The organism is Micromonospora sp. DT227 (assembly GCF_049841835.1).
In the GTDB taxonomy this organism is placed as follows: domain Bacteria; phylum Actinomycetota; class Actinomycetes; order Mycobacteriales; family Micromonosporaceae; genus Micromonospora.
In genome coordinates, this window is record NZ_JBNCLA010000003.1 from 418,510 (window position 1) to 438,011 (window position 19,502).

Genomic DNA, 19,502 nt, shown 5'->3' on the forward strand with positions numbered 1-19,502 from the left:
CGGTGCGGGGATCGACGGGCAGCTCAGTCTGTTAGCGCTAACATACGAGCTGCCACGCGAGAGGGGTGCGCGCCCGGGCCGGGCGGGCACTCCGGACCGCCGACGATGCGCCACGATTCCGGAGATGCACACATCGACTGTGAGCGATAACACGACGGACGTCAAGTCGTCACAATCATCGATGCCGCCGGGTGGGCGAATGCGTGGTCGGCCGGCGCGGACCGGCAGGACGCCACGGCCCCGGGGGCGACCCGCCGGCGGGGTGTGTCAATGTAATGTTGACAGGTGACTCCGGAGCTGGCGGGCCTGTCCCAGATCGGTGCCACCCGGGCCCGCCTGGACGAGCGGGAGCTGGAGCTGATCGACCGGGCCCGGCACGACGGCGCGACCTGGGCCGAGATCGCCGGCGCGTTGGGACTGAGCAGCCGGCAGGCCGCCGAGCAACGCCGGCAACGGCTCGTGGCGGCCCGCCGGTCCCGACTCGGACGGCTCGACCGGGCCTGGTCGGCCGAGGTGGTGGCGCTGCGGGCCGCCGTCTCCGACCTGCACCGCTGGATCGCGGCAGACCGGGCGTGGGACAGCCGGTTCCGCCGCGCCGCGCTGGTGCGCGACACCACCGCGTCCGCCCTCGACGCCGAGCCGGGGCCGTTGTACGCGCTGGCCGCGTACCTCGTGGCGGACCTGGCCGACGTCGGACCGCGACTGCCCGCGCCGGCCCGCGGCGCGGCGGACCGCATCGCCGCCGCACTGTCAACAAAGGATTGACGTCGTCGGACAGCATTGCCGTCATCCCACTCAAGAACTGAGGATGTGAGTCATCCCCGCTCAACTCCGGAGGACGACTCATGCGTCGCAATGCCGCGCTGTTCGTGACCATCTCGCTGCTGTCCGGGTTCGGCGGCAGCGCCATGGCCCTGGTCGCCGGCATCTGGGTGCTGGACCTGACCGGCTCCACCGGGCAGGCAGCGCTCGCCGGGCTCTGCGTGTACGTGCCGGTGCTGGCCGGACCGTGGCTCGGCGGGCTGCTGGACCGGGCGCCCCGGCGACCGCTTGTCATCGGCGTCAACCTGGCGCTGGCCGCGACCCTGCTCTGCCTGCTCGCGGTACGCGGGCCGGACCAGACCTGGCTGATCTTCGCGGTCGCCGCCGCCTACGGGGTCAGCTACGTGCTGATCGACGCCGGCGAGACGGCGCTGCTGCCGGCGGCGCTGTCCCCGGCGCAGCTCGCCGACGTCAACGGCTGGCGGTCCAGCGCCCAGGAGGGCATGAAGCTGGTGGCGCCGCTGGCCGGCGCGGGACTCTACGCGTGGCGGGGCGGCCACCCGGTGGCCGTGCTCAGCGCCGCCGCCCCGGTGCTCGTCGCGCTCCTCTACGCCGCGCTGCGGTTACCCGCCACCGGCGGCGTCCCGGCCACTGCCGACCCGCCGGCCTCGCCGCGCAGCCCGGCGGCGGGACGCCCGCCCGGCCTGCGGGCCGCACTCGCCGCCCTCCTCGGCCGGCGCGCGGTACGCGTGCCGGTGACGCTCGCCGCCGTGTCGATAGCGATGTCCGGCTTCACCACCGCCGCGCTCTACACCGTGGTGACCACGGAGCTGGCCCTGCCGTCGACGTTCCTCGGCGTGCTGGCCAGCGCCCAGGGCGGCGGTTCGGTGCTCGCCGGCCTGGCCGTGGGGCGACTCGTCGACAGATGGGGCGCGGTCGCGGTCGGCGTCGCCGGCACCGCGCTGTTCGCCGCCGGCTGCCTGGGTCGCTGCCTGCCCTGGTGGTCGGCGACCGTCGCCGCCTCGGCGGTGATCGGCGTCGGTCTGCCGTGGGCGCTTGTCGCCGCCGTCACCGCGGTCCAGACGCACACGCCGCCGGCGCTGCTCGGCCGGGTGTCCGGCACCGCGAACACGCTGATGTTCGGGCCGATCACGCTGGCCATCCCGCTCGGCTCGGCGGCCGTACGCCTCGGCGGCCGGCCGCCACTCGTCGCCGCCGCCGTGACGTGCCTGGCCGTGGCGCTGCTGGCGGTCGCCGGACGCGGGCGGCGACCCCACGCACCTGACCGTTCCCGCCGGCCCGGTCGGTGGGCGCGGCCCGTCCCCGAGGTGCGGGGACGGGCCGCGCACGGTCAGCGCCAGGTGTCGGTGGCGGTGCGGGTGCCGCCGGCCGGCGTGGTGAAGCTCCGGTTCGCGCCGGACTCCCAGGTCACCGAGCCGTCCGGGTTCTTCTTGACGTACTTGTACTCGACCGCGGTGTTCGGCGGCAGGTCGACAGTGGCCCGCCAGACCGGGTAGGTGGCCGGGGAGAGCGCGACCGCGTTGGCCGGGTTCCACCCGCCCAGCGCCGCCACGTTGCCGACCACGAACACGTTCTGGCCGTAGGCCGTGGTCGCGGTGACCGCGAACGAGGTGGCCACCGCCGTCGAGACGGTGTCGCCGCGGAACGTCTCGGTCACCGCGTACGTGCCGGCGGCCGGCGTGGTGAAGCTCCGGTTCGCGCCGGTCTCCCAGGTCACCGCGCCGGCCGTGGTCACCTTGACGAACTTGTACTCCACCGCGGTCGACCGGGGCAGGTCGACGGTCGCGCGGTAGGTGCCGCCGCCCTGCGCGGTGAGCCGGACCCCGTTGGCCGGCGTCCACGACCCCAGCTCGGGGACGCTGCCGACGACGTACACGTCCTGGCCGGCGCCCGGGGTCGCGCTCACGGTGAACGTGGTGGCGACCCGGTCGGTGGGGCTGGTGGTCGGGCTGGCCGTCGGCGACACGGTCGGGGAGGCGGTCGGGGAGGCGGTCGGCGACGGGCTCGTCCCGGGCCGCGCGCCGACGTGGACCGCGATCGCGCCGTTGGCCGGGACGGTCACGGTGGCCCGGCCGCCGGAGACGGTCACCGTGGCGCCGGTGCAGCCGGCGGCGGTGGCGCCGCCCGTGATGACGTCGCAGTACCGCCCGTCGGCCAGGCCGGTGGTGAACGTGGCGGTGGTGGCGGTGCCGGAGTCGTTGATGCCGATCCACGCGCGGTCGCCCCGGTGGAAGCCGATCACGTTGCTGTTCACGGTGGTGAAGTCCGAGACCGTCTTCACCGGGCGGGCCGCGTTGGCCCAGCCGACCATGCCCTTGATGCCGACGCTGCGGGTCAGGCAGTTCCAGGCCGCGCCGCAGACCGTGTCGGTGACGCGCCCGGTGCCGTCACTCGGCGGCGACTGGTTCCGGTTGGACCAGGTGAAGCTGTCGTAGACCGACGGCTTGCCGTGCGGGTACGCCAGCGCGAAGTAGTTGGCGAGCACGTAGTCGCTGCCGTTCTGGTACGACAGCACCACCCCGTCGCGCTCCAGGTCGTGGTTGGTGACCATGGCGAAGACGTTGGCGCTGGGCGCGTCGAGGTTCCAGTTCGGCACGTTGGCCAGCGAGGAGATGGAACCCAGGAACGCCGAGCGGATGCCCTTGGCGTACCCGAAGTCGAGCACGTCGCCGTTGCCGGTGAACGCCCGGGCCTGCAACGCCGGGTTGCTGGCGCCGTCGAAGATCTCCTGCGCGACGTACGGACGGCGGCCCTCCGCCACGGTGTTGTTCAGCTTGCCGAGGATCGCGGCGAAGTCGTCCTTCCTGACGTGCTTGACCGCGTCCACCCGGAAGCCGTCGACGCCGAGGCCGATCAGGTCGTTCAGGTAGCCGGCGATCTTGCTGCGGACCGCGTCCTTCTCGGTGTAGAGATCCGACAGGGACAGCAGCTCACAGCTCGTCACCTGGGACTCGTTGTTCCAGTCGCTGATGCCGCCGGAGGTCGGGCAGTTGTCCCCCGGCCGGTGGAAGTCCCCGCTGCCGTAGGGCACCGCCGGGTAGCTGTAGCCGCTGAACTCGGTGCCGGCGTACCCGCGCGTGCCGGCCGGGTTGTTGGTCCCGGCCATGTGGTTGACCACCGCGTCCACGTAGACCCGGACGCCGGCGGCGTGGCAGGCGGTGACCATGGCGGCGAACTGCTGCCGGCTGCCGAACCGGCTGTCCAGCTTGTACGACACCGGCTGGTACACCTCGTACCAGGGGTGCACGCCGTCCGGGCTGTTCGGCAGGCTGACCGACTCCTGCGGCGGGGCCACCTGCACCGCGCCGTAGCCGGCGGGGCCGAGGTGGTCGGTGCAGGCGGCGGCGACCGAGGGCCAGTTCCATTCCCAGAGGTTGGCGGTCACCTCGCTGTCGTTGAGGACGGTGGCGGCGCGGGCGGGGGTGGCGGTGGTGGCAGCGGCGACGACCGCCGTCCCGCCGGTCGCGACGAGCGCGGCGGCGAGCAACAGGCGAGCGACGCGACCACGCGGGTGTGGCCTGGGGGATTCCATGGCAGGGGTACCTCTTCCGGGGTGCTCGAAAGGGTGCGCGGGGGTGGACGGCCATCCGGGTAGCGAACACCATGCGGGATTCATGAAAGTCTTTGCAATACCTTGCGGCAAACTTTTCGAAACCGGTCCGCAACATCGACCGCTCCGAAACGCCTATGACCAGGTCAAACGCGTTCCGGACGCGCTCGCGACCGGATGGCAAGAATTCCAACGCTGTGGGACCGCCGGCACGACGGTTGACCGGGGCCGGCATGATCGGGGCAGCCACACCGCCTCCCGCACCCCGAAGGGACCCGTCATGGCACACGCCTCGGCCACGCCCGCCCGCGGACCGGCCCGGCGGCTGCTGCCCGCGCTGGCGGGGCTCGCGCTGCTGGCCGCGGCCACCGGCTGCGGCGGCGCGGCCGAGCCGGTGAGCGGCCCGACGAGCACCGGCGCGACCGGCGCCTCCGCGCCGACGAACCCGTCGACCGGCCCGAGCCAGGGCGGCGGTACGACAGTGGACGGACGCACCGTCCCCGCGGTGGCACCCGGACTCGGCTTTCCCGACGGCAGCAAGGTCGACACCGTGTTCGGCGACCCGTCCTCGGCGACGGTGATCCTGACCGCTCCCCCGCCGGAGCAGGTGCTCACCCACTACCGTCAGACCGGTCCGGCGGCCGGGTACCCGGTGGGCACCGACACCGCCGGGACGCTGCACCTCGCCGGACGCGGCTGGACCGTCGCGGTCATCACCAGTTCCCGGGACACCACCGTCACCTTCGCCCGCGCGCAACCGGCCGGGACGACCGCGCCGCCGCCGCAGGACGACACCGAGGTCGCGCTGACCGGCCGGGACCTGGGCGTGACGAACCTGCCGTTCAACTTCCGCTTCCCGCCGGGCAGCCGGCTGCGCGACCTCTCCGACACCACCGCCGGCGCGCGGCTCACCCTGGTCGAGCCCGCCCCGGAGCGGGTGCTCGCGTTCTACCGCGACCACCTGCCCCGGGGCTTCTTCGACGTCACCGGCGACCGCACCGTCGACGGGACCACCACCATCACGTTCGACAAGGACGACGGCGAGTGGACCGGCACCATCGAGGCGACCGACGACCTGGTCACCGTCACCACCGTCCACCACCGGTAGCCCGGATCCGCCGGGCGCCGGCCACGTTGAGCGCCACGCCCCACAGCAACGCCGCGCTCGCCCACCGCGCCCACCCCGGGCCCCCGGGTGATTCGGCGAGCACCGCCCGCAGGGCCGCGTACGGGGTGAGCCAGTCGCGGACCGCGGCCAGCGGGGTCAGCAGCGCGTACGCGCCGAGCGGCAGCACGATCGTCGCCAGGCAGGCCCACGCCGGCCGCCCGATCAGCAGCCCCAGCCCGGTCCCGACGAGCTGCGCGAGAACCTGCACCAGCACCCCCGCCACCGCGATCGCGCCGACGTGCGCCCACGGGTCCGGCGCGGTGGACCCGGCCGCGGCCAGCGCGGCGACGGAGAGGGCGTCGCCGGCGAGCCCCACCACCACGGCTATCGACACCGCCGCGGCGATCGTGGACAGCACGCCCGCGTCGGGGCGCCGGCGGAGATCGTTCGCGAGCAGCACACCCACGAACGGCAGCGGGACGGAGACGGCCCCGTGCACCAGCTCGCCGACCGTGGCGACGGTGCGCTCGCCGGACGGGAGCCCGGCCGTGAGCGCCGCGGCGGCGAGTCCCACGCCGATCGTCACCACCAGGAGGACCCGCCGGCCCCGTGTCCCGACCGCCCGCCGCAGCGCGTGCGCGACCGCCCCGTCTCCGACCATGTCAACCTCCCGCTCGGGTACTCCGACCGGGATGACGATCGCCGATGGACCCGCCGGGCCGCACGGGCCGGAGGATCCGGCCGCGCCCCTACTTTGGTAGCTACCGCCCACCGCCGGAACGCCTAGGCTGCGGGCATGGCCGCCGCGCTCATCGCACTGCTCGTGCCGGACCCGACAGGGGGTCGGGCGACCGTGCGGGACCGCGTCGCCGACGCCCTGGCGGTCTCCGTGGCGCTCGGGTACGGGCTGACGATGCTGCGGATCGGCGACGCGACCGCGGCCGGCGCGGCGATCCCGTGGCCGGTCGACGTGCTGCTCGGGGTGCTCTGCGCCGTTCCGTTGGCGATGCGGCGACGACACTCGTTGGCGGTGCTGCTCGCCCTGCTCCCGTTCGGAGCGATCTCGGTGACGGCGACCGGACCGATCCTGGTGGCGCTGTTCACCGCGGCGATCCGACACCGGGCCCGGCTGCTGTTCACGTTGGGCGCGGCGCACGTCGGCACCGGCGTGGTCTACTTCCTGCTCCAGGGCGATCCGCCGTATCCGGTCTGGGTGGACGTCGTCCTCCGCGCGGTGACCGGCGCGGCGGCGATCGGCTGGGGCCAGTTCGTGCAGGCCTACCGGCGGCTCACCGCCTCGCTGCGAGCACACGCGGCGCGGTTGCAGGCCGAGCAGCACCTGCGCGTCGAGCAGGCACGGCTCACCGAGCGGGCCCGGATCGCCCGCGAGATGCACGACGTGCTGGCGCACCGGATGTCGCTGATCAGCCTGCACGCGGGCGCCCTGGAGGTGCGCGTCGACGCGCGACCGGACGAGATCGCGGTCGCGGCCGGGGCGATCCGGTCCAGCGCGCACGAGGCTTTGGCGGAGCTGCGGGCCGTCGTCGGCGTGGCGGGCCGGCCCGAGCCGCCGCAACCCGGGCTCACCGACGTGCCCGACCTGGTGGCCAGCGCCCGCGAGGCGGGGATGCACGTCGAGTTCACCGACGAGGTGGCCGGCGACGAGCCACCGACGATGGTGGGACGGACGGTCTACCGGATCGCGCAGGAGGCGCTGACCAACGCGAGCAGGCACGGCAGCGACGCGAGCGCGACGATCCGGCTGACCGGTCGGGTCGGCGAGGGGCTGCGCATCGTCGTGGCCAATCCGCATCCGGGTACCCGCGGGCGTGCCGGCCGGCCCGGCGGGATGGGCCTGGTCGGCATCGACGAGCGGGTGGCGATGGCCGGTGGGCGGGTGCGGTACGGCGCGGAGGGCGGGGAGTACCGGATCGAGGCCTGGCTGCCGTGGCCAGCCTGACCAACGCACCCGGCGGACCGTCCGCCACCGCGTCGGACCCCGGCCGGCGGCCGATCCGGCTGGCTGTCGTGGACGACGATCCGCTGGTCCGCTCCGGGCTGCGCATCCTCGTCGGCGGATCGCCCGACATCGAGGTGGTCGCCGAGGCGGCCGACGGCGCGCAGGCCGTGTCGATGGCGCACGCCCACTGGCCGGACGTCATCCTCATGGACGTCCGGATGCCCCGCGTCGACGGGCTCACCGCCACCCGGCGCATCCGGTCCCGGCCGGGCGCACCGGAGATCATCGTGCTGACCACGTTCAACGCCGACGAGTACGTGCTCGACGCGCTGCGCGGCGGCGCGTGCGGGTTCCTGCTCAAGGACACTCCGCCCCGGGAGATCCTCGCCGCGGTCCGCACCGTCGCCCGGGGTGCGGCGATCCTCTCCCCCGCCGCCGTCCGTCGACTTGTCGACCACATCGCGGACCCGGCCGCGGGAATCCGTCGGGCCCGTGCGCGGGACCGGCTGGCCGCCCTCAGCGACCGGGAACGGGACGTGGTGGTGCTCGTCGGCGAGGGTCGGTCGAACGCGGAGATCGCCGCCGGGCTGGGCATGAGCGTGCCGACCGTGAAGGGCCACGTGTCGCGGCTGCTGGCCAAGCTCGACCTGAACAACCGGGTGCAGCTCGCCCTGCTGGTGCACGACGCCGACCTCGCCTGAGCGTCGGCTGCGCCGCGCCGAGGAGTCACCGGGCGGGATACGTGAGAGCGTGGTGCCGGGAAAAGCTCTGGGCGGCCCGACGCGCTTCCCGCATGATCGACTCGTGCAGACCTACCTGGAGACCGAACGCCTGCTGCTGCGCCGGTTCACCGCCGACGACGCGGACCTGCTGATCGAGTTGGACAGCGACCCGGCGGTGATGCGCCATCTGACCGGTGGCAAGCCGACCGCGCCGGAGACCATCCGCGAGCGCTACCTGCCGAACGTCCTGGCCGGCTACCAGAAGTGGAACGGCGACCTCGGGGTGTTCGCCGCACACGAGAAGGACGGCGGCGCGTTCATCGGCTGGTTCATCCTGCGTCCGGCGCCCCAGGGCCCGCTCGACGACGTGGAACTCGGCTACCGGCTGCGGCGGGCGGCCTGGGGCAACGGCTACGCCACCGAGGGCTCACGGGCGCTGCTGGGCAAGGCGTTCAGGGAGCTCGGGGTGCGCCGGGTCTGGGCGGACACGATGGCGGTGAACCAGGGTTCGCGCCGCATCATGGAGAAGCTCGGCATGACACTCGTGCGGAGCTTCCCCACCCCCGCCGACATCGGGGTGATCGAGGGCGCCGAGCACGGCGGCGTGGTCTACGAGATCACCAGGGAACGGTGGAAGCGGCAGTAGCCGCCTGCCGGAAGACCGGACGAGCCCCGGCCGATCCGTGACGGATCGACCGGGGCTCACCGGTGCGCGCGGATCAGGCCAGGTCGAACCGGTCCAGCTCCATCACCTTGGTCCAGGCGGCGACGAAGTCGGTCACGAACTTCTCGCGGGCGTCCTCGCTGGCGTAGACCTCGGCCAGCGCCCGGAGCTGCGAGTTCGAGCCGAAGACGAGGTCGACCGCGGTGGCGGTCCACTTCACCTGGTCGGTCGCCACGTCCCGGATCTCGTACACGTGCTCCTCGGACTCCGACGCCTTCCACCGGGTGCCCGGGGAGAGCAGGTTGGCGAAGAAGTCGTTGGTGAGCACACCCGGCCGGTCGGTGAGCACACCGTGCGCCGCGCCACCCACGTTGTTGCCGAGGGCGCGCAGACCGCCGACGAGGACGGTCATCTCCGGCGCGGTCAGGCTGAGCATGTACGCGCGGTCGACGAGCAGAACCTCCGGCTCGGTCTTCTCGCCCGGCCGCAGGTAGTTGCGGAACCCGTCGGCACGCGGCTCCATCACCCGGAACGACTCGACGTCGGTCTGCTCCTGGGTGGCGTCGGTGCGACCCGGGTGGAACGGCACCGTCACCTCGACGCCGGCGTCCCGCGCCGCCTTCTCGACCGCGGCCGAGCCGGCCAGCACGATCAGGTCCGCGAGCGAGATCTGGGCGCCGCCGGCGCCGTTGAACTCCCGCTGGATGCCCTCCAGGGTCGCCAGCACGGTCGCGAGCTGCTCGGGCTGGTTGACCTCCCAGTTGCGCTGCGGCTCCAGCCGGATCCGCGCGCCGTTGGCGCCACCGCGCTTGTCGGTCGAGCGGTAGCTCGCGGCCGAGGCCCAGGCGGTGGAGACGAGCTGCGCGGTGGTCAGGCCGGAGTCGAGCACCTTGGCCTTCAGCGCGGCGACGTCGGCGTCACCGACCAGCTCGTGCTCGGCAGCCGGCACCGGGTCCTGCCAGAGCTGAGCCTCCGGCACCCACGGGCCGAGGAAGCGGCTGACCGGGCCCATGTCGCGGTGCAGCAGCTTGTACCAGGCCTTGGCGAACGCCAGCGCGAACTCGTCCGGGTGCTCCAGGAAGCGGCGCGAGATCTTCTCGTACGCCGGGTCGACGCGCAGCGACAGGTCGGTCGTCAGCATCGTCGGCTTGTGCTTCCTGGCCGGGTCGTGGGCGTCCGGGATGATCTCCTCGGCGTCCTTGGCGACCCACTGCTTCGCCCCGCCCGGGCTGGTGGTGAGCTCCCACTCGTAGCCGAACAGGATCTCGAAGAAGCGGTTGCTCCACTCGGTCGGCCGGTCGGTCCACGTCACCTCGAGGCCGCTGGTGATGGTGTCCCCGCCCTTGCCGCTGCCGTACGTGCTCAGCCAGCCCAGGCCCTGGTTCTCCAGCGGGGCGCCCTCGGGCTCCGGACCGACGTGGTCGTCGGCGACGCCGGCGCCGTGGGTCTTGCCGAACGTGTGGCCACCGGCGATGAGCGCGACGGTCTCCTCGTCGTTCATCGCCATCCGGCGGAACGTCTCGCGGATGAAGTGCGCCGCCGCGGCCGGGTCCGCGTTGCCGCGGGGGCCCTCCGGGTTGACGTAGATGAGGCCCATCTCGGTCGCGCCGACGCCGGCCGCCATCTCCTTCTCGGAGGCGTAGCGCTCGTCACCGAGCCAGGTGTCCTCCGGGCCCCAGAAGATCTCCTCGGGCTCCCAGACGTCCTCGCGGCCGAAGCCGAAGCCGAACGTCTTGAAGCCCATCGACTCCAGGGCCACGTTGCCGGCCAGCACCAGCAGGTCGGCCCAGGAGATCTTCTGGCCGTACTTCTGCTTGACCGGCCAGAGCAGCCGGCGGGCCTTGTCCAGGTTGGCGTTGTCCGGCCAGCTGTTCAGCGGGGCGAACCGCTGGCCGCCGTCGCCGGCGCCGCCACGGCCGTCCTCGATGCGGTAGGTGCCCGCCGCGTGCCAGCTCATCCGGATCATCAGGCCGCCGTAGTGGCCGAAGTCGGCCGGCCACCACTCCTGCGAGGTGGTGAGCACCTGGGTGATGTCCCGCTTGAGTGCCTCGACGTCGAGCTTGGCGAACTCCTTGGCGTAGCTGAAGTCGGCCCCGAGCGGGTTGCCCTTCTCCGAGTGGGCGTGCAGCACCGACAGGTCGAGCTGGTTGGGCCACCAGTCCCGGTTGCTGCGCGGGCGACCGCCGGTCTTCGGGGTCGGCGAGTCGATCGCCGGGTTCTCGCTCTCGCTGCCGTGCGCGGTCACGGAGTCGTGCGCGACCGGGCAGCCGGCCGCCTCCTTGGCGTCCACGCCCTGGGCGCTGACGGGCCCGTTGTCCTGGGTCTCGCTCATCTGTTTCCTTCCGAACTGGCGGATCACTGGCCGAACTCGCGGATCACTGGGCGGTGCGGGCGGTCGCGCAGCCGGGGCAGGTGCCCCAGTAGACGACCTCCGCCTCGTCGACCACGAAGCCGTGGTCGTCGGAGGCGGTGAGGCAGGGGGCGTGACCGACGGCGCACTCCACGTCGGCGATCGTGCCGCACGAGCGGCAGACGACGTGGTGGTGGTTGTCCCCCACCCGCGACTCGTAGCGGGCGACGGCGCCGGCCGGCTGGATGCGTCGCACCAGACCGGCGTCGGTGAGCGCGCGGAGCACGTCGTAGACCGCCTGGTGGGAGACGGTCGGCTGGCTGGCCCGGACCAGCGCGATCACGGTGTCGGTGTCGACGTGCGGATGGTCCCGCAACGCGGCGAGCACCGCCAGGCGGGGCCGGGTCACGCGCAACGAGACCGCCCGCAACTGGGTCTCGAAGTCGGGCGTCACCCGAGGAACACTAGTCCAGTGTTTTGGAATGAATCAAGTTTCTGCCCCGGTGTGTCGGCCGGCACACGCGAAGGTGGGGGCGCCGCCAACGCGGCACCCCCACCGGACGGACCGGCTCAGCCGGCCGAGCAACTCGCCGTCGGCGTGTTGCTGTTGCCGTTCTTGTAGAGCGTGATGCCGAAGCTGTTGCCACTGCCGTTGGGGCGCGCGGTGAGCGTACCGCTGGTGCCGCTCACCGAGGCGTTCCAGCTGTTCTGGAGCGTCTGACCACCCTGGGTCTGGATGTTGACCGTCCAGTTGCTGCTACCGCTGACCGAGAACGTCACGTTGAACCGGTCGCTCCACTCCTCGGCCCGGCTGACGCTGACCGTGCAACCGCCGTTGTTCGGCGGCGGGGTGGTCGGAGTGGTGCCGGAGCCGCCGATCGTGATGTTGGAGTTGCCGCTGCTCTGGTAGCCCTCGGTGGCCAGGATCTGGTAGTCGTGGCTACCCAGGTTCATGCCGGCGCGGGACCAGGCGTCGAAGTGGTTGCCGGCGGTGATCGTGCCACCGACCCGCTTCGACTGCCGCACGCTCCAGTACTGGTAGAACGTCCGGGTGCCCTCGATCGAGGGCGCGTTGACGCGCTGGGTCCGGTAGATGTCGTACGTGCCGCCGTCCGAGGTCACCGTGCCCATGAAGCCGCTGCCCGGCGGGCGCCAACTGCCCCAGCTGTCGACGATGTAGTACTCGACGAGCGGGTTGCGGGTCCACCCGTAGAGGGTGAGGTACGCGTTGCCGGACGGGTTGAAGCTGCCGGAGTAGCTGACCGTCCGGCGTCCGCCGGGGTTCCAGCCCTTCCCGGCGACGAAGTTGTTGATGCCGCTCCACTGGGTGCTGTACTGACCGCCGTTCCCCATGGTCATGGAGACGTTGCCGCTGTCCTTCCAGAACGAGTAGAAGTAGCCGTTGTTCGTGCCGGTGGAGTTCGACGTGACGGTCTGGTCGGCGTAGGCGGGGCCGGACAGGACCGCGGTGGCCCCGGCGGTGGCGAGCGCCACGGCGCAGGCGCCGCCGAGAAGCATTCTGAGGCGTCCGCGCCTGCGGCTGCCCGAGCGGACGGGGGCGTCGTTCATGGGCGTGTTCCCTCCCTGTGGTGGCGGGCACGCGGCCGGCGGGTGGCAGCACCACCGCCGACCGACGGACATCGACCGCCATCGAGGCGAGTCGATGGCCACAGTATTGAAGCCGCCCTTCACAGTGTCAACAACTTCCGGAAACATCATGGAAACCGATGGCGGCGCCCGACGCCCCACCGGAACCACACACCACCTGCTCAGCACCACTTTGAAGCGCTTCGACAGCCCGCCTCGAACGACGCCGCCCATGACCCAGCGCGACCCCCCGAAGCCCGAAACCCGAAACTTTCGGAGGCTTTCCGGACCCGCCGACCGCCCTCAACCCCGACACCCGCACCCCGCTGTTTCACGGAAAGAGTGGCCATTCGAGCGCCGATGAGCCCACTTTCCGTGAAACAGCGGGGTGCGGGGGGACGCCTCACCCCCGGTGCATGTTGAACCTTGTGGTTCAGTGTTCTAAGGTGAACCTTGTGGTTCAGCAAGAGACTCTCAATCGGGTGTTCGCCAGCCTGGCCGACCCCACGCGGCGCGACATCCTCATCCGGCTCGGCACCGGTCCGGCCACCATCAGCGAACTCACCGCGCCGACCGGGATGAGCCTGACCGGCATGAAGAAGCACGTCCAGGCGCTGGAGAGCGCCGGGCTCGTGGTGACCCGAAAGGTCGGCCGGTCCCGGCAGTGCCGGCTCGCCGACGCCCCGCTCGACGACGCGATGGCCTGGCTCGCCTTCTACCAACGGCTCTGGGCACGTCGACTGGACGGCCTCGACGCCTACCTCACACTTCGACCCGGCCAGCCGGCCCGACCAGCCGGCTCCACCCGAGCCGACCCGTCGGCCCGAACCGACCCCACCAGCCCGACACGACCCGAAGGACCGTGACACATGACGCTCGACCTGACCGTGACCCGGCAACTCCCCGCCTCACCGGAGGAGGTCTTCGACGCCTACACCGACGCCGAGAAGCAGAAGATCTGGTTCGGCATCCTGGACACCGAACCAGGCATCGTCGAGATCGACGTGGACCTCCGGGTCGGCGGCCGGCAGACCGCGGTGTGGGGCGCCTCCTCGGACGCGCTGTTCCGCGAGACACAGACGTTCCTGGAGATCGACCGGCCGCGCCGGCTGGTCACCGAGTCCACCGGGAGCAGCCCCGACGGCGCCACCATGACCACCCGCATCGAGGTCACCTTCGAGGAGAAGGACGGCGGCACCCTGATGACCGTGGTGCAGTCCGGCTTCCCCACGCCGGAGCTGCGCGACTTCTTCGCCGGGGAGGCGTGGACCGGCGCGTTCGCCCGCATCGAGGCGTACCTGGCCCGGGAGCAGTCGCGCGGCTGACCCGCGTACCGGAGACGGGGCACCGGAGCGCGACCGCGGTCAGGATGCGGAACCGGCTCCGGCCGCCGCCCGCAGGGCGTCGCGCGCGTCGCGCGGCCGACGACCGAGGAGTTCGCCGAGCAGCGGGTCGACCCCGGCGAAGAAGCCGTCCCGCGCGGCCTGGTGGAAGCCCAGCAGGAAACGCGTCCGCCGCTCCGGCACCCCGGCCGCGACCTGCGCGGCGATCCAGTCCGCTTCGTCCGTCGGTTGGCACCGGATGGTCCGCCCCGCCAGCTCGGACGCCATCTCGGCGATCTCGGCGAAGGTCGGCGCCGCGGGCGCGGTCAGGGTCGTCGGGCCGTCGTACGCGCCCTCGGAGGTGAGGATCACGGCGGCTGCCTCGGCGGCGTCCTCGCGGGCGGTCCAGGACACCGGTCCGTCGCCCGGCACGGCGATCACTCCGGTCTCGCGCCACGGGCCGGCGAACCACGGGAGGCTGTGGGCGTAGAACCCGTTGCGCAGCGAGGTCCAGGAAATCCCGGAGGCGGCCAGGATCTGCTCGGTGGCGAAGTGGCTCCGGCCGGGGGTGAACGGGTTGTCCGGCGCGGCAGCCTGGTGGCTGGTGTAGAGGATCCGTTTCACCCCGGCGGCGAGCGCGGCGTCGACCGCCGCGCGGTGCAGGCCGGTCACGTCCGACACCTCGTCGTTGGAGGAGACGAGCAGCAACTGGTCGGCACCGGCGAACGCCGCCGGCAGGGAGGCGGGGTCGGCGTAGTCGCCGCGCCGGACCTCGACGCCCCGCCGCGCGAAGCGCTCCGCCTTCGCGGTGTCGCGCACGGCGACCACGATCTCGCTCGCGGGCAGCCGGTCGAGCAGGTGGTCGACGGTTGCGCCGTTGAGGGCCCCGGTCGCCCCGGTCACGATAATCATTGATTCGCCTTTCGCGTTATCAGTGGCAACACGCCGACCGTATCGCCCGTGACCGCCGATAGCAAGCGAGTGTTATCGTTGATTCATGAGTGACGGGGTCAAGAGCCGGGAGGACACCCGGGCAGCGATCGTCGACGCCGCCGCGTGGCTGTTGCACCGGAGCGGCCCCGGCGCCGTGACGACCCGGGGCGTCGCGGAGCGGGCCGGTGTCCAGGCCCCGACCATCTACCGCCTGTTCGGCGACAAGGACGGCCTGCTGGAGGCGGTCGCCGAGCAGGTGCTGGCCACGTTCGTCGCGGACAAGGCCGCCGCCGTGGCGGCGGCCACGGCGGCGGACGTCGACCCGCTCGACGACCTGCGGGCGAGTTGGCGCCGACAGATCGAGTTCGGGCTCGGCAACCCGGCCGTGTTCCGGCTGCTGAACGACCCGGAACGCGCGTCCGGCTCACCGGCCGCGCGTCTGGGCAGACAGATCCTGGAGACGCGCGTCCACCGGGTGGCGGCGGCCGGCCGACTCCGGGTTCCCGAGCCGCACGCGGTCGACCTCATCCACGCCGCGGGCGTCGGAACCGTCCAGACGCTGCTGGCGACCCCGCCGCAGCGACGGGATCCCGCACTGGCCGACGCGATGATCGACGCCGTCCTGGCCCGCATCCTCACCGACGCCCCGGCCGCGACGTCGGACGGGCCGCGCGCGACGGCCGTCGCCATGCGGGCTCTCGCCCCGCAGCTGCCGATGCTCAGCGACGCCGAGCGTCACCTGCTGGTGGAGTGGCTCGACCGCGTCGCGCGGTCACCCGCCGCGGCCGAGGTGACCGGGAGATAACGCGCGGCCGGCCGCGTACCGGCTCGCTCGTCAGCCCGGCGGCGGGCCGCAGCCGTCCGCGCGCACTCCGGCGAGCATGTCGGCGGTGGTGTGTGCCCGGACGTCGGGCGGCGGCGCGCCGCCGGCGTGCCGCGCCACGACCGCCCGGACGTGCCGCTCGGCCGGGCCGGCGAGGCCGTCGTAGACCGCCGCGAACAGGTCCCGGGCCGCCTGCCGGGGCCAGCCGGCGGGCAGGAGCTCCCGCGGTAGCCGCGGGTCGAGCGTGGGAAAGCGACGGTACGTCTCCATCACCTCCGTGCGGGCCCGCACCGCCGCCGCGCCGTCGATCGGGCCCGCCGCGGACGCCAGTGGGCTCCACCGGCGCAGGAACTCCTCGTACTCTCGGCCGATCGCGTCGACGTCCCAGGCCTCGATGGGGGCCCGCTGACCGGACGCGGCCAGCTCGGCCTGCCGGGCCCGGAAGACCGTGACCGCGCCGAGCGTGAGCTGGGCGAGCCGGGACCGGGCCGGCGGGGTCAGCTCGTCCGGCGAGATCCACAGCCCGTCGTACAGCGGCGCGTAGCCGAGCCAGCGGAGCTGGCCGCGCAGGGCGCGACGCTGGGCGCTGCGGTCCTGCGGCAGCGAGAACGCGACGATCGTCCAGCACCCGTCCCACGGCGTGGCGCCCGCGGTGGAGGTGAGGATCCAGTTCCCGCCGGCGGAGAGTTCGGCTGCCACGGTGGGGCTGAGCCGGTAGGAGCTGTGCCGGCCTTGCCGGCTGCGTTCCAGCACGCCCCGGCGGGCCAGCCGGCTGATCGCGGTCCGGGCGCCGGCGCTGCTCACCCCGGCCTCGGCGAGCAACGCCACGATGGCGGCGGACGGGAGCGCGGCGCGGGTCCGCAGCGTGTAGTCCGCCAGCAGCGTCACCGCGACGCCCTGCGGCGAGGGCCCGATCTGACGCCGGGGCAGGCGTACCGAGGTTTCCCCGTCGTCGGGATAGATCTCCTCGATGTCGAACGCGCTGGCCACGGGCACTCCGGACGCTGGGTCGGGCAGGGAACTCGACTGTAGACGGAGATCCTTCGGACACATGCATCGCCGCACATCGATTGACACTTCTCGGACCGGCGGGAACACTATCTGCTACCCGATGCGGAGCCGGGCAGGGCGCACCACCCACGACCTCAACGTGCACAGGTGATCGAAGGAGTCTCCGTGAGAATCAGAACGAGAGTGCTGCTCGCCGTGGCCACGACGCTGGCGGCGGCCGGACTGGTGGTCCCCACGATCCAGCCCGCGTACGCGGCGTCGCTGACCGAGGTGACCAGCTTCGGCGACAACCCGGGGCGGATGCGCATGCACGTCTACGTCCCGGACGCCCGCCCGACCCGGCCGGCGACCGTGGTGGCCATGCACGGCTGCGGCGGATCCGGCCCCGGGTTCTACTCGAGCAGCGAGTTCGCCTCCCTGGCCGACCGGTACGGGTACATCGTGATCTACCCGACCGCGACCCAGCAGGCCGGCTTCGGCAACTGCTTCGACACCTGGTCCGACGCCGCCAAGCGCCGCGGCGGCGGCAGCGACCCGGTGTCGATCATCTCGATGATCCGCTGGGTGCAGCAGCAGTACGGCGCCGACCCGGACCGGGTCTACGCCACCGGCAGTTCGTCCGGCGGCATGATGACCAACCACATGCTGGCGCTCTACCCCGACGTCTTCAAGGCCGGCGCGGCGTTCATGGGCGTGCCGTACAACTGCTTCGCGGGCGCGGCGGACTACCCGCCCGGCTCCAGCCAGTGCACCGGCGGCACCATGAACCGGACCCCGCAGCAGTGGGGCGACGCGGTCCGCCAGGCGTACCCCGGCTACACCGGCCCGCGCCCCCGGGTGCAGCTCTGGCACGGCACCGCTGACACGCTCGTGCCGTACTCGCTGTTGCAGGAGTCGATCGAGCAGTGGACCAACGTGTTCGGGCTCAGCCAGACGCCCACCTCGACCGACACGCCGCAGGCCAACTGGAACCGGCGCCGCTACGCCGACACCACCGGCACGGTCCAGGTGGAGGCGTACAGCATCCAGGGCGCCGGGCACACGCTGCCGGGCGCCGGCATGGCCGCGGCCGCGATCGCGTTCTTCGGCCTGACCAGCACGCCGAGCCCGACCACGTCGCCCAGCCCGACCACGTCGCCCAGCCCGACGACGTCGCCGACCACGGGCCCGACCACGCCGCCTCCCGGCCCGACCACGCCGCCGCCGGGCGTCGGCGCCTGCCGCGTCGGCGTCGACGTCAACGCCTGGAACTCCGGGCTGACCGAGAACATCACCATCACCAACACCGGCGGCACCGCCGTGACCGGCTGGTCCCTGGCGTTCACGCTGCCCGGTGGGCAGGCGATAACCTCCGGCTGGAACGCGTCCTACTCCCCCGCCACCGGCCAGGTGACGGCCCGGAACGTCGCCTACAACGCCACCATCCCGGCCAACGGGTCGACCACCATCGGGTTCCAGGCCACCCACACCGGCAACACCGGAAAGCCGACGTCGTTCACCCTCAACGGCGCCTCCTGCACGCTCGCCTGACCGGGGTCGCCCCCGGGTTGCGCGCTGTTTCACGGAAAGCGTGGCCATTCGAGCCCGAGTGGCCACGCTTTCCGTGAAAGCGGGCGACGCGCGGGGGGCGGGAGGAGCGCGGGCGGCGGGTCAGGGCAGGGGGGCGCCGCGTGCGATGATCCAGAGGTCGTACCACTCCTCGCGGGTCAGCTCCGGGTCACGGCGGGCGGCGTCCCGACAGGCCCGGATGCGGTCGGGGCGGACGGTGCCGATCACCGGCGCCACCCGCGCCGGGTGCCGCTGGATCCACCACAGCACGATCGCCTCCGGCGTGGTGCCCTTCTCCTCGGCCAGGGCGGCGACCCGCTCGGTCGCCTCCCGGTCGGCCGGCGTCCGGGCGGCGCCGGTGAAACGCCCGCGGGCCAGCGCGCCCCACGCCTGGAGGCCGATCCGGTGCGCCCGGCAGTGCTCCAGGGTGCCGAGCGGAAAGCCGGTCCCGGTGGACTCCGCGGTGTTCACCAGCACGCCGGCCTCGACCCAGTCGCGCCGACCCAGGCTGATCTCCAACTGGTTGGCGACGAGCGGCACGTCGAGGGCGGCCTGGAGGTGGGCGATCTGCGGGGCCGCCATGTTCGACACACCGAACTGCCGCACCAGCCCCTGCCGGTACAGCGAGGTCAACGCGCCGGCCACCTCGTCCGGGTCGGCCAGCGGGTCCGGCCGGTGCAGCAGCAGGACATCGATCACGTCGGTCCGCAGCCGGGTCAGGCTCCGCTCGACGCTGCGCTCGATGTGGGCGGCGCGCAGGTCGTACCGGCCCGGCCCCTCGTCGCCGGGCAGGCGGATACCGCACTTCGTCTGGATCAGCACCCGGCGGCGCAGCTCCGGCGCGCGGGCCAGCACCTCGCCGAAGACCGCCTCCGACTTGCCGTTGCGGTAGATGTCCGCGTGGTCGAAGGCGGTGACGCCGATCTCCAGGGCGGCCTCGACCGCCGCCTCGGCCGCCGCGATCTCCGGCGCGCCGTACGGCTCGGCGTCCCACCCGCCGCCCAGCCCCATGCAGCCGTAGATCAGTCGGTGGTCGCGGATGTCGGCGCTCGCCGGGGAAACGTGCTGCTCGTCGGCCATGACTCGTGGATAGCACAGGAACCGATCATCGGCGCGGCGAGCACCGGGACCGTACTTTCGA

Annotated in this window: 17 protein-coding genes and 1 pseudogene; 10 read left to right on the forward strand and 8 right to left on the reverse strand. The window is 72.9% G+C overall.

The genetic code is table 11. From position 1 onward, the window contains the following. Positions 1 to 285: 285 nt before the first annotated feature. Positions 286 to 765, forward strand: coding sequence for a hypothetical protein (locus tag ACLQ2W_RS14120; RefSeq protein ID WP_425786786.1), 480 nt, complete (start codon positions 286 to 288; stop codon positions 763 to 765). 80 nt (positions 766 to 845) lie between these two features. Then, positions 846 to 2,087 (forward strand): annotated as a pseudogene (locus tag ACLQ2W_RS14125) (MFS transporter); the annotation flags it as partial. A gap of 26 nt (positions 2,088 to 2,113) precedes the next feature. Here the strand turns inward: ACLQ2W_RS14125 and ACLQ2W_RS14130 are convergent. After that, on the reverse strand, positions 2,114 to 4,315 hold the full coding sequence (locus tag ACLQ2W_RS14130) for a carbohydrate-binding module family 20 domain-containing protein (protein ID WP_425786787.1): 2,202 nt from the start codon (positions 4,313 to 4,315) through the stop codon (positions 2,114 to 2,116). Positions 4,316 to 4,613: 298 nt separating this feature from the next. On the opposite strand from ACLQ2W_RS14130, the gene ACLQ2W_RS14135 reads away from it, so the two are divergent. After that, complete coding sequence (locus ACLQ2W_RS14135) at positions 4,614 to 5,441, forward strand: hypothetical protein (protein ID WP_425786788.1); 828 nt, start codon at positions 4,614 to 4,616, stop codon at positions 5,439 to 5,441. Here ACLQ2W_RS14135 and ACLQ2W_RS14140 read toward each other — a convergent pair. After that, the gene (locus tag ACLQ2W_RS14140; RefSeq protein ID WP_425786789.1) at positions 5,419 to 6,102 is read right to left on the reverse strand and encodes a hypothetical protein; all 684 of its coding nucleotides are present in this window, start codon (positions 6,100 to 6,102) and stop codon (positions 5,419 to 5,421) included. The genes ACLQ2W_RS14135 and ACLQ2W_RS14140 overlap by 23 nt on opposite strands. 135 nt (positions 6,103 to 6,237) lie before the next feature. On the opposite strand from ACLQ2W_RS14140, the gene ACLQ2W_RS14145 reads away from it, so the two are divergent. From ACLQ2W_RS14145 to ACLQ2W_RS14155, 3 genes are all read left to right on the forward strand, one after another. Beyond that, positions 6,238 to 7,401: a sensor histidine kinase gene (locus ACLQ2W_RS14145; protein ID WP_425786790.1), complete on the forward strand. Its 1,164-nt coding sequence runs from the start codon at positions 6,238 to 6,240 to the stop codon at positions 7,399 to 7,401. Then, on the forward strand, positions 7,380 to 8,102 hold the full coding sequence (locus tag ACLQ2W_RS14150; protein ID WP_425786967.1) for a response regulator: 723 nt from the start codon (positions 7,380 to 7,382) through the stop codon (positions 8,100 to 8,102). The genes ACLQ2W_RS14145 and ACLQ2W_RS14150 overlap by 22 nt, the downstream gene beginning before the upstream one ends. A gap of 103 nt (positions 8,103 to 8,205) precedes the next feature. Next, positions 8,206 to 8,769: a GNAT family N-acetyltransferase gene (locus tag ACLQ2W_RS14155; protein ID WP_425786791.1), complete on the forward strand. Its 564-nt coding sequence runs from the start codon at positions 8,206 to 8,208 to the stop codon at positions 8,767 to 8,769. A 73-nt stretch (positions 8,770 to 8,842) separates the two neighbouring features. Here ACLQ2W_RS14155 and katG read toward each other — a convergent pair whose 3' ends face one another. The 3 genes from katG to ACLQ2W_RS14170 form a co-directional block, all read right to left on the reverse strand. Continuing rightward, positions 8,843 to 11,119, reverse strand: a complete 2,277-nt coding sequence (gene katG / locus ACLQ2W_RS14160; protein ID WP_425786792.1) for a catalase/peroxidase HPI — start codon at positions 11,117 to 11,119, stop codon at positions 8,843 to 8,845. Between the two features lie 43 nt (positions 11,120 to 11,162). Next, complete coding sequence (locus ACLQ2W_RS14165; protein ID WP_405089928.1) at positions 11,163 to 11,591, reverse strand: Fur family transcriptional regulator; 429 nt, start codon at positions 11,589 to 11,591, stop codon at positions 11,163 to 11,165. Positions 11,592 to 11,707: 116 nt separating this feature from the next. Beyond that, positions 11,708 to 12,706: a glycoside hydrolase family 11 protein gene (locus ACLQ2W_RS14170; RefSeq protein WP_425786793.1), complete on the reverse strand. Its 999-nt coding sequence runs from the start codon at positions 12,704 to 12,706 to the stop codon at positions 11,708 to 11,710. A gap of 473 nt (positions 12,707 to 13,179) precedes the next feature. On the opposite strand from ACLQ2W_RS14170, the gene ACLQ2W_RS14175 reads away from it, so the two are divergent. Continuing rightward, on the forward strand, positions 13,180 to 13,590 hold the full coding sequence (locus ACLQ2W_RS14175) for an ArsR/SmtB family transcription factor (RefSeq protein ID WP_425786794.1): 411 nt from the start codon (positions 13,180 to 13,182) through the stop codon (positions 13,588 to 13,590). Between the two features lie 3 nt (positions 13,591 to 13,593). Beyond that, complete coding sequence (locus ACLQ2W_RS14180; RefSeq protein ID WP_405089931.1) at positions 13,594 to 14,049, forward strand: SRPBCC family protein; 456 nt, start codon at positions 13,594 to 13,596, stop codon at positions 14,047 to 14,049. Between the two features lie 39 nt (positions 14,050 to 14,088). Here ACLQ2W_RS14180 and ACLQ2W_RS14185 read toward each other — a convergent pair whose 3' ends face one another. Then, complete coding sequence (locus ACLQ2W_RS14185; protein WP_425786795.1) at positions 14,089 to 14,958, reverse strand: NmrA family NAD(P)-binding protein; 870 nt, start codon at positions 14,956 to 14,958, stop codon at positions 14,089 to 14,091. An 85-nt stretch (positions 14,959 to 15,043) separates the two neighbouring features. Here ACLQ2W_RS14185 and ACLQ2W_RS14190 point away from each other — a divergent pair, with 85 nt between their 5' ends. Further along, positions 15,044 to 15,784: a TetR/AcrR family transcriptional regulator gene (locus tag ACLQ2W_RS14190; RefSeq protein ID WP_425786796.1), complete on the forward strand. Its 741-nt coding sequence runs from the start codon at positions 15,044 to 15,046 to the stop codon at positions 15,782 to 15,784. A 30-nt stretch (positions 15,785 to 15,814) separates the two neighbouring features. On the opposite strand, the gene ACLQ2W_RS14195 is transcribed toward ACLQ2W_RS14190, so the two are convergent. Then, positions 15,815 to 16,792, reverse strand: a complete 978-nt coding sequence (locus ACLQ2W_RS14195) for a PaaX family transcriptional regulator C-terminal domain-containing protein (protein WP_425786797.1) — start codon at positions 16,790 to 16,792, stop codon at positions 15,815 to 15,817. A gap of 186 nt (positions 16,793 to 16,978) precedes the next feature. Here ACLQ2W_RS14195 and ACLQ2W_RS14200 point away from each other — a divergent pair, with 186 nt between their 5' ends. Then, on the forward strand, positions 16,979 to 18,343 hold the full coding sequence (locus ACLQ2W_RS14200; protein ID WP_425786798.1) for an extracellular catalytic domain type 1 short-chain-length polyhydroxyalkanoate depolymerase: 1,365 nt from the start codon (positions 16,979 to 16,981) through the stop codon (positions 18,341 to 18,343). A gap of 120 nt (positions 18,344 to 18,463) precedes the next feature. On the opposite strand, the gene ACLQ2W_RS14205 is transcribed toward ACLQ2W_RS14200, so the two are convergent. Further along, complete coding sequence (locus ACLQ2W_RS14205) at positions 18,464 to 19,441, reverse strand: aldo/keto reductase (protein ID WP_425786799.1); 978 nt, start codon at positions 19,439 to 19,441, stop codon at positions 18,464 to 18,466. Positions 19,442 to 19,502: the final 61 nt, after the last annotated feature.

Coding starts and splice junctions, on each gene's coding strand:
- ACLQ2W_RS14180 (WP_405089931.1), top strand. CDS start 13,594: ATGACGCTCGACCTGACCGTGACCCGGCAACTCCCCGCCTCACCGGAG.
- ACLQ2W_RS14135 (WP_425786788.1), top strand. CDS start 4,614: ATGGCACACGCCTCGGCCACGCCCGCCCGCGGACCGGCCCGGCGGCTG.
- ACLQ2W_RS14190 (WP_425786796.1), top strand. CDS start 15,044: ATGAGTGACGGGGTCAAGAGCCGGGAGGACACCCGGGCAGCGATCGTC.
- ACLQ2W_RS14140 (WP_425786789.1), bottom strand. CDS start 6,102: ATGGTCGGAGACGGGGCGGTCGCGCACGCGCTGCGGCGGGCGGTCGGG.
- ACLQ2W_RS14130 (WP_425786787.1), bottom strand. CDS start 4,315: ATGGAATCCCCCAGGCCACACCCGCGTGGTCGCGTCGCTCGCCTGTTG.
- katG (WP_425786792.1), bottom strand. CDS start 11,119: ATGAGCGAGACCCAGGACAACGGGCCCGTCAGCGCCCAGGGCGTGGAC.
- ACLQ2W_RS14185 (WP_425786795.1), bottom strand. CDS start 14,958: ATGATTATCGTGACCGGGGCGACCGGGGCCCTCAACGGCGCAACCGTC.
- ACLQ2W_RS14205 (WP_425786799.1), bottom strand. CDS start 19,441: ATGGCCGACGAGCAGCACGTTTCCCCGGCGAGCGCCGACATCCGCGAC.
- ACLQ2W_RS14145 (WP_425786790.1), top strand. CDS start 6,238: ATGGCCGCCGCGCTCATCGCACTGCTCGTGCCGGACCCGACAGGGGGT.
- ACLQ2W_RS14170 (WP_425786793.1), bottom strand. CDS start 12,706: ATGAACGACGCCCCCGTCCGCTCGGGCAGCCGCAGGCGCGGACGCCTC.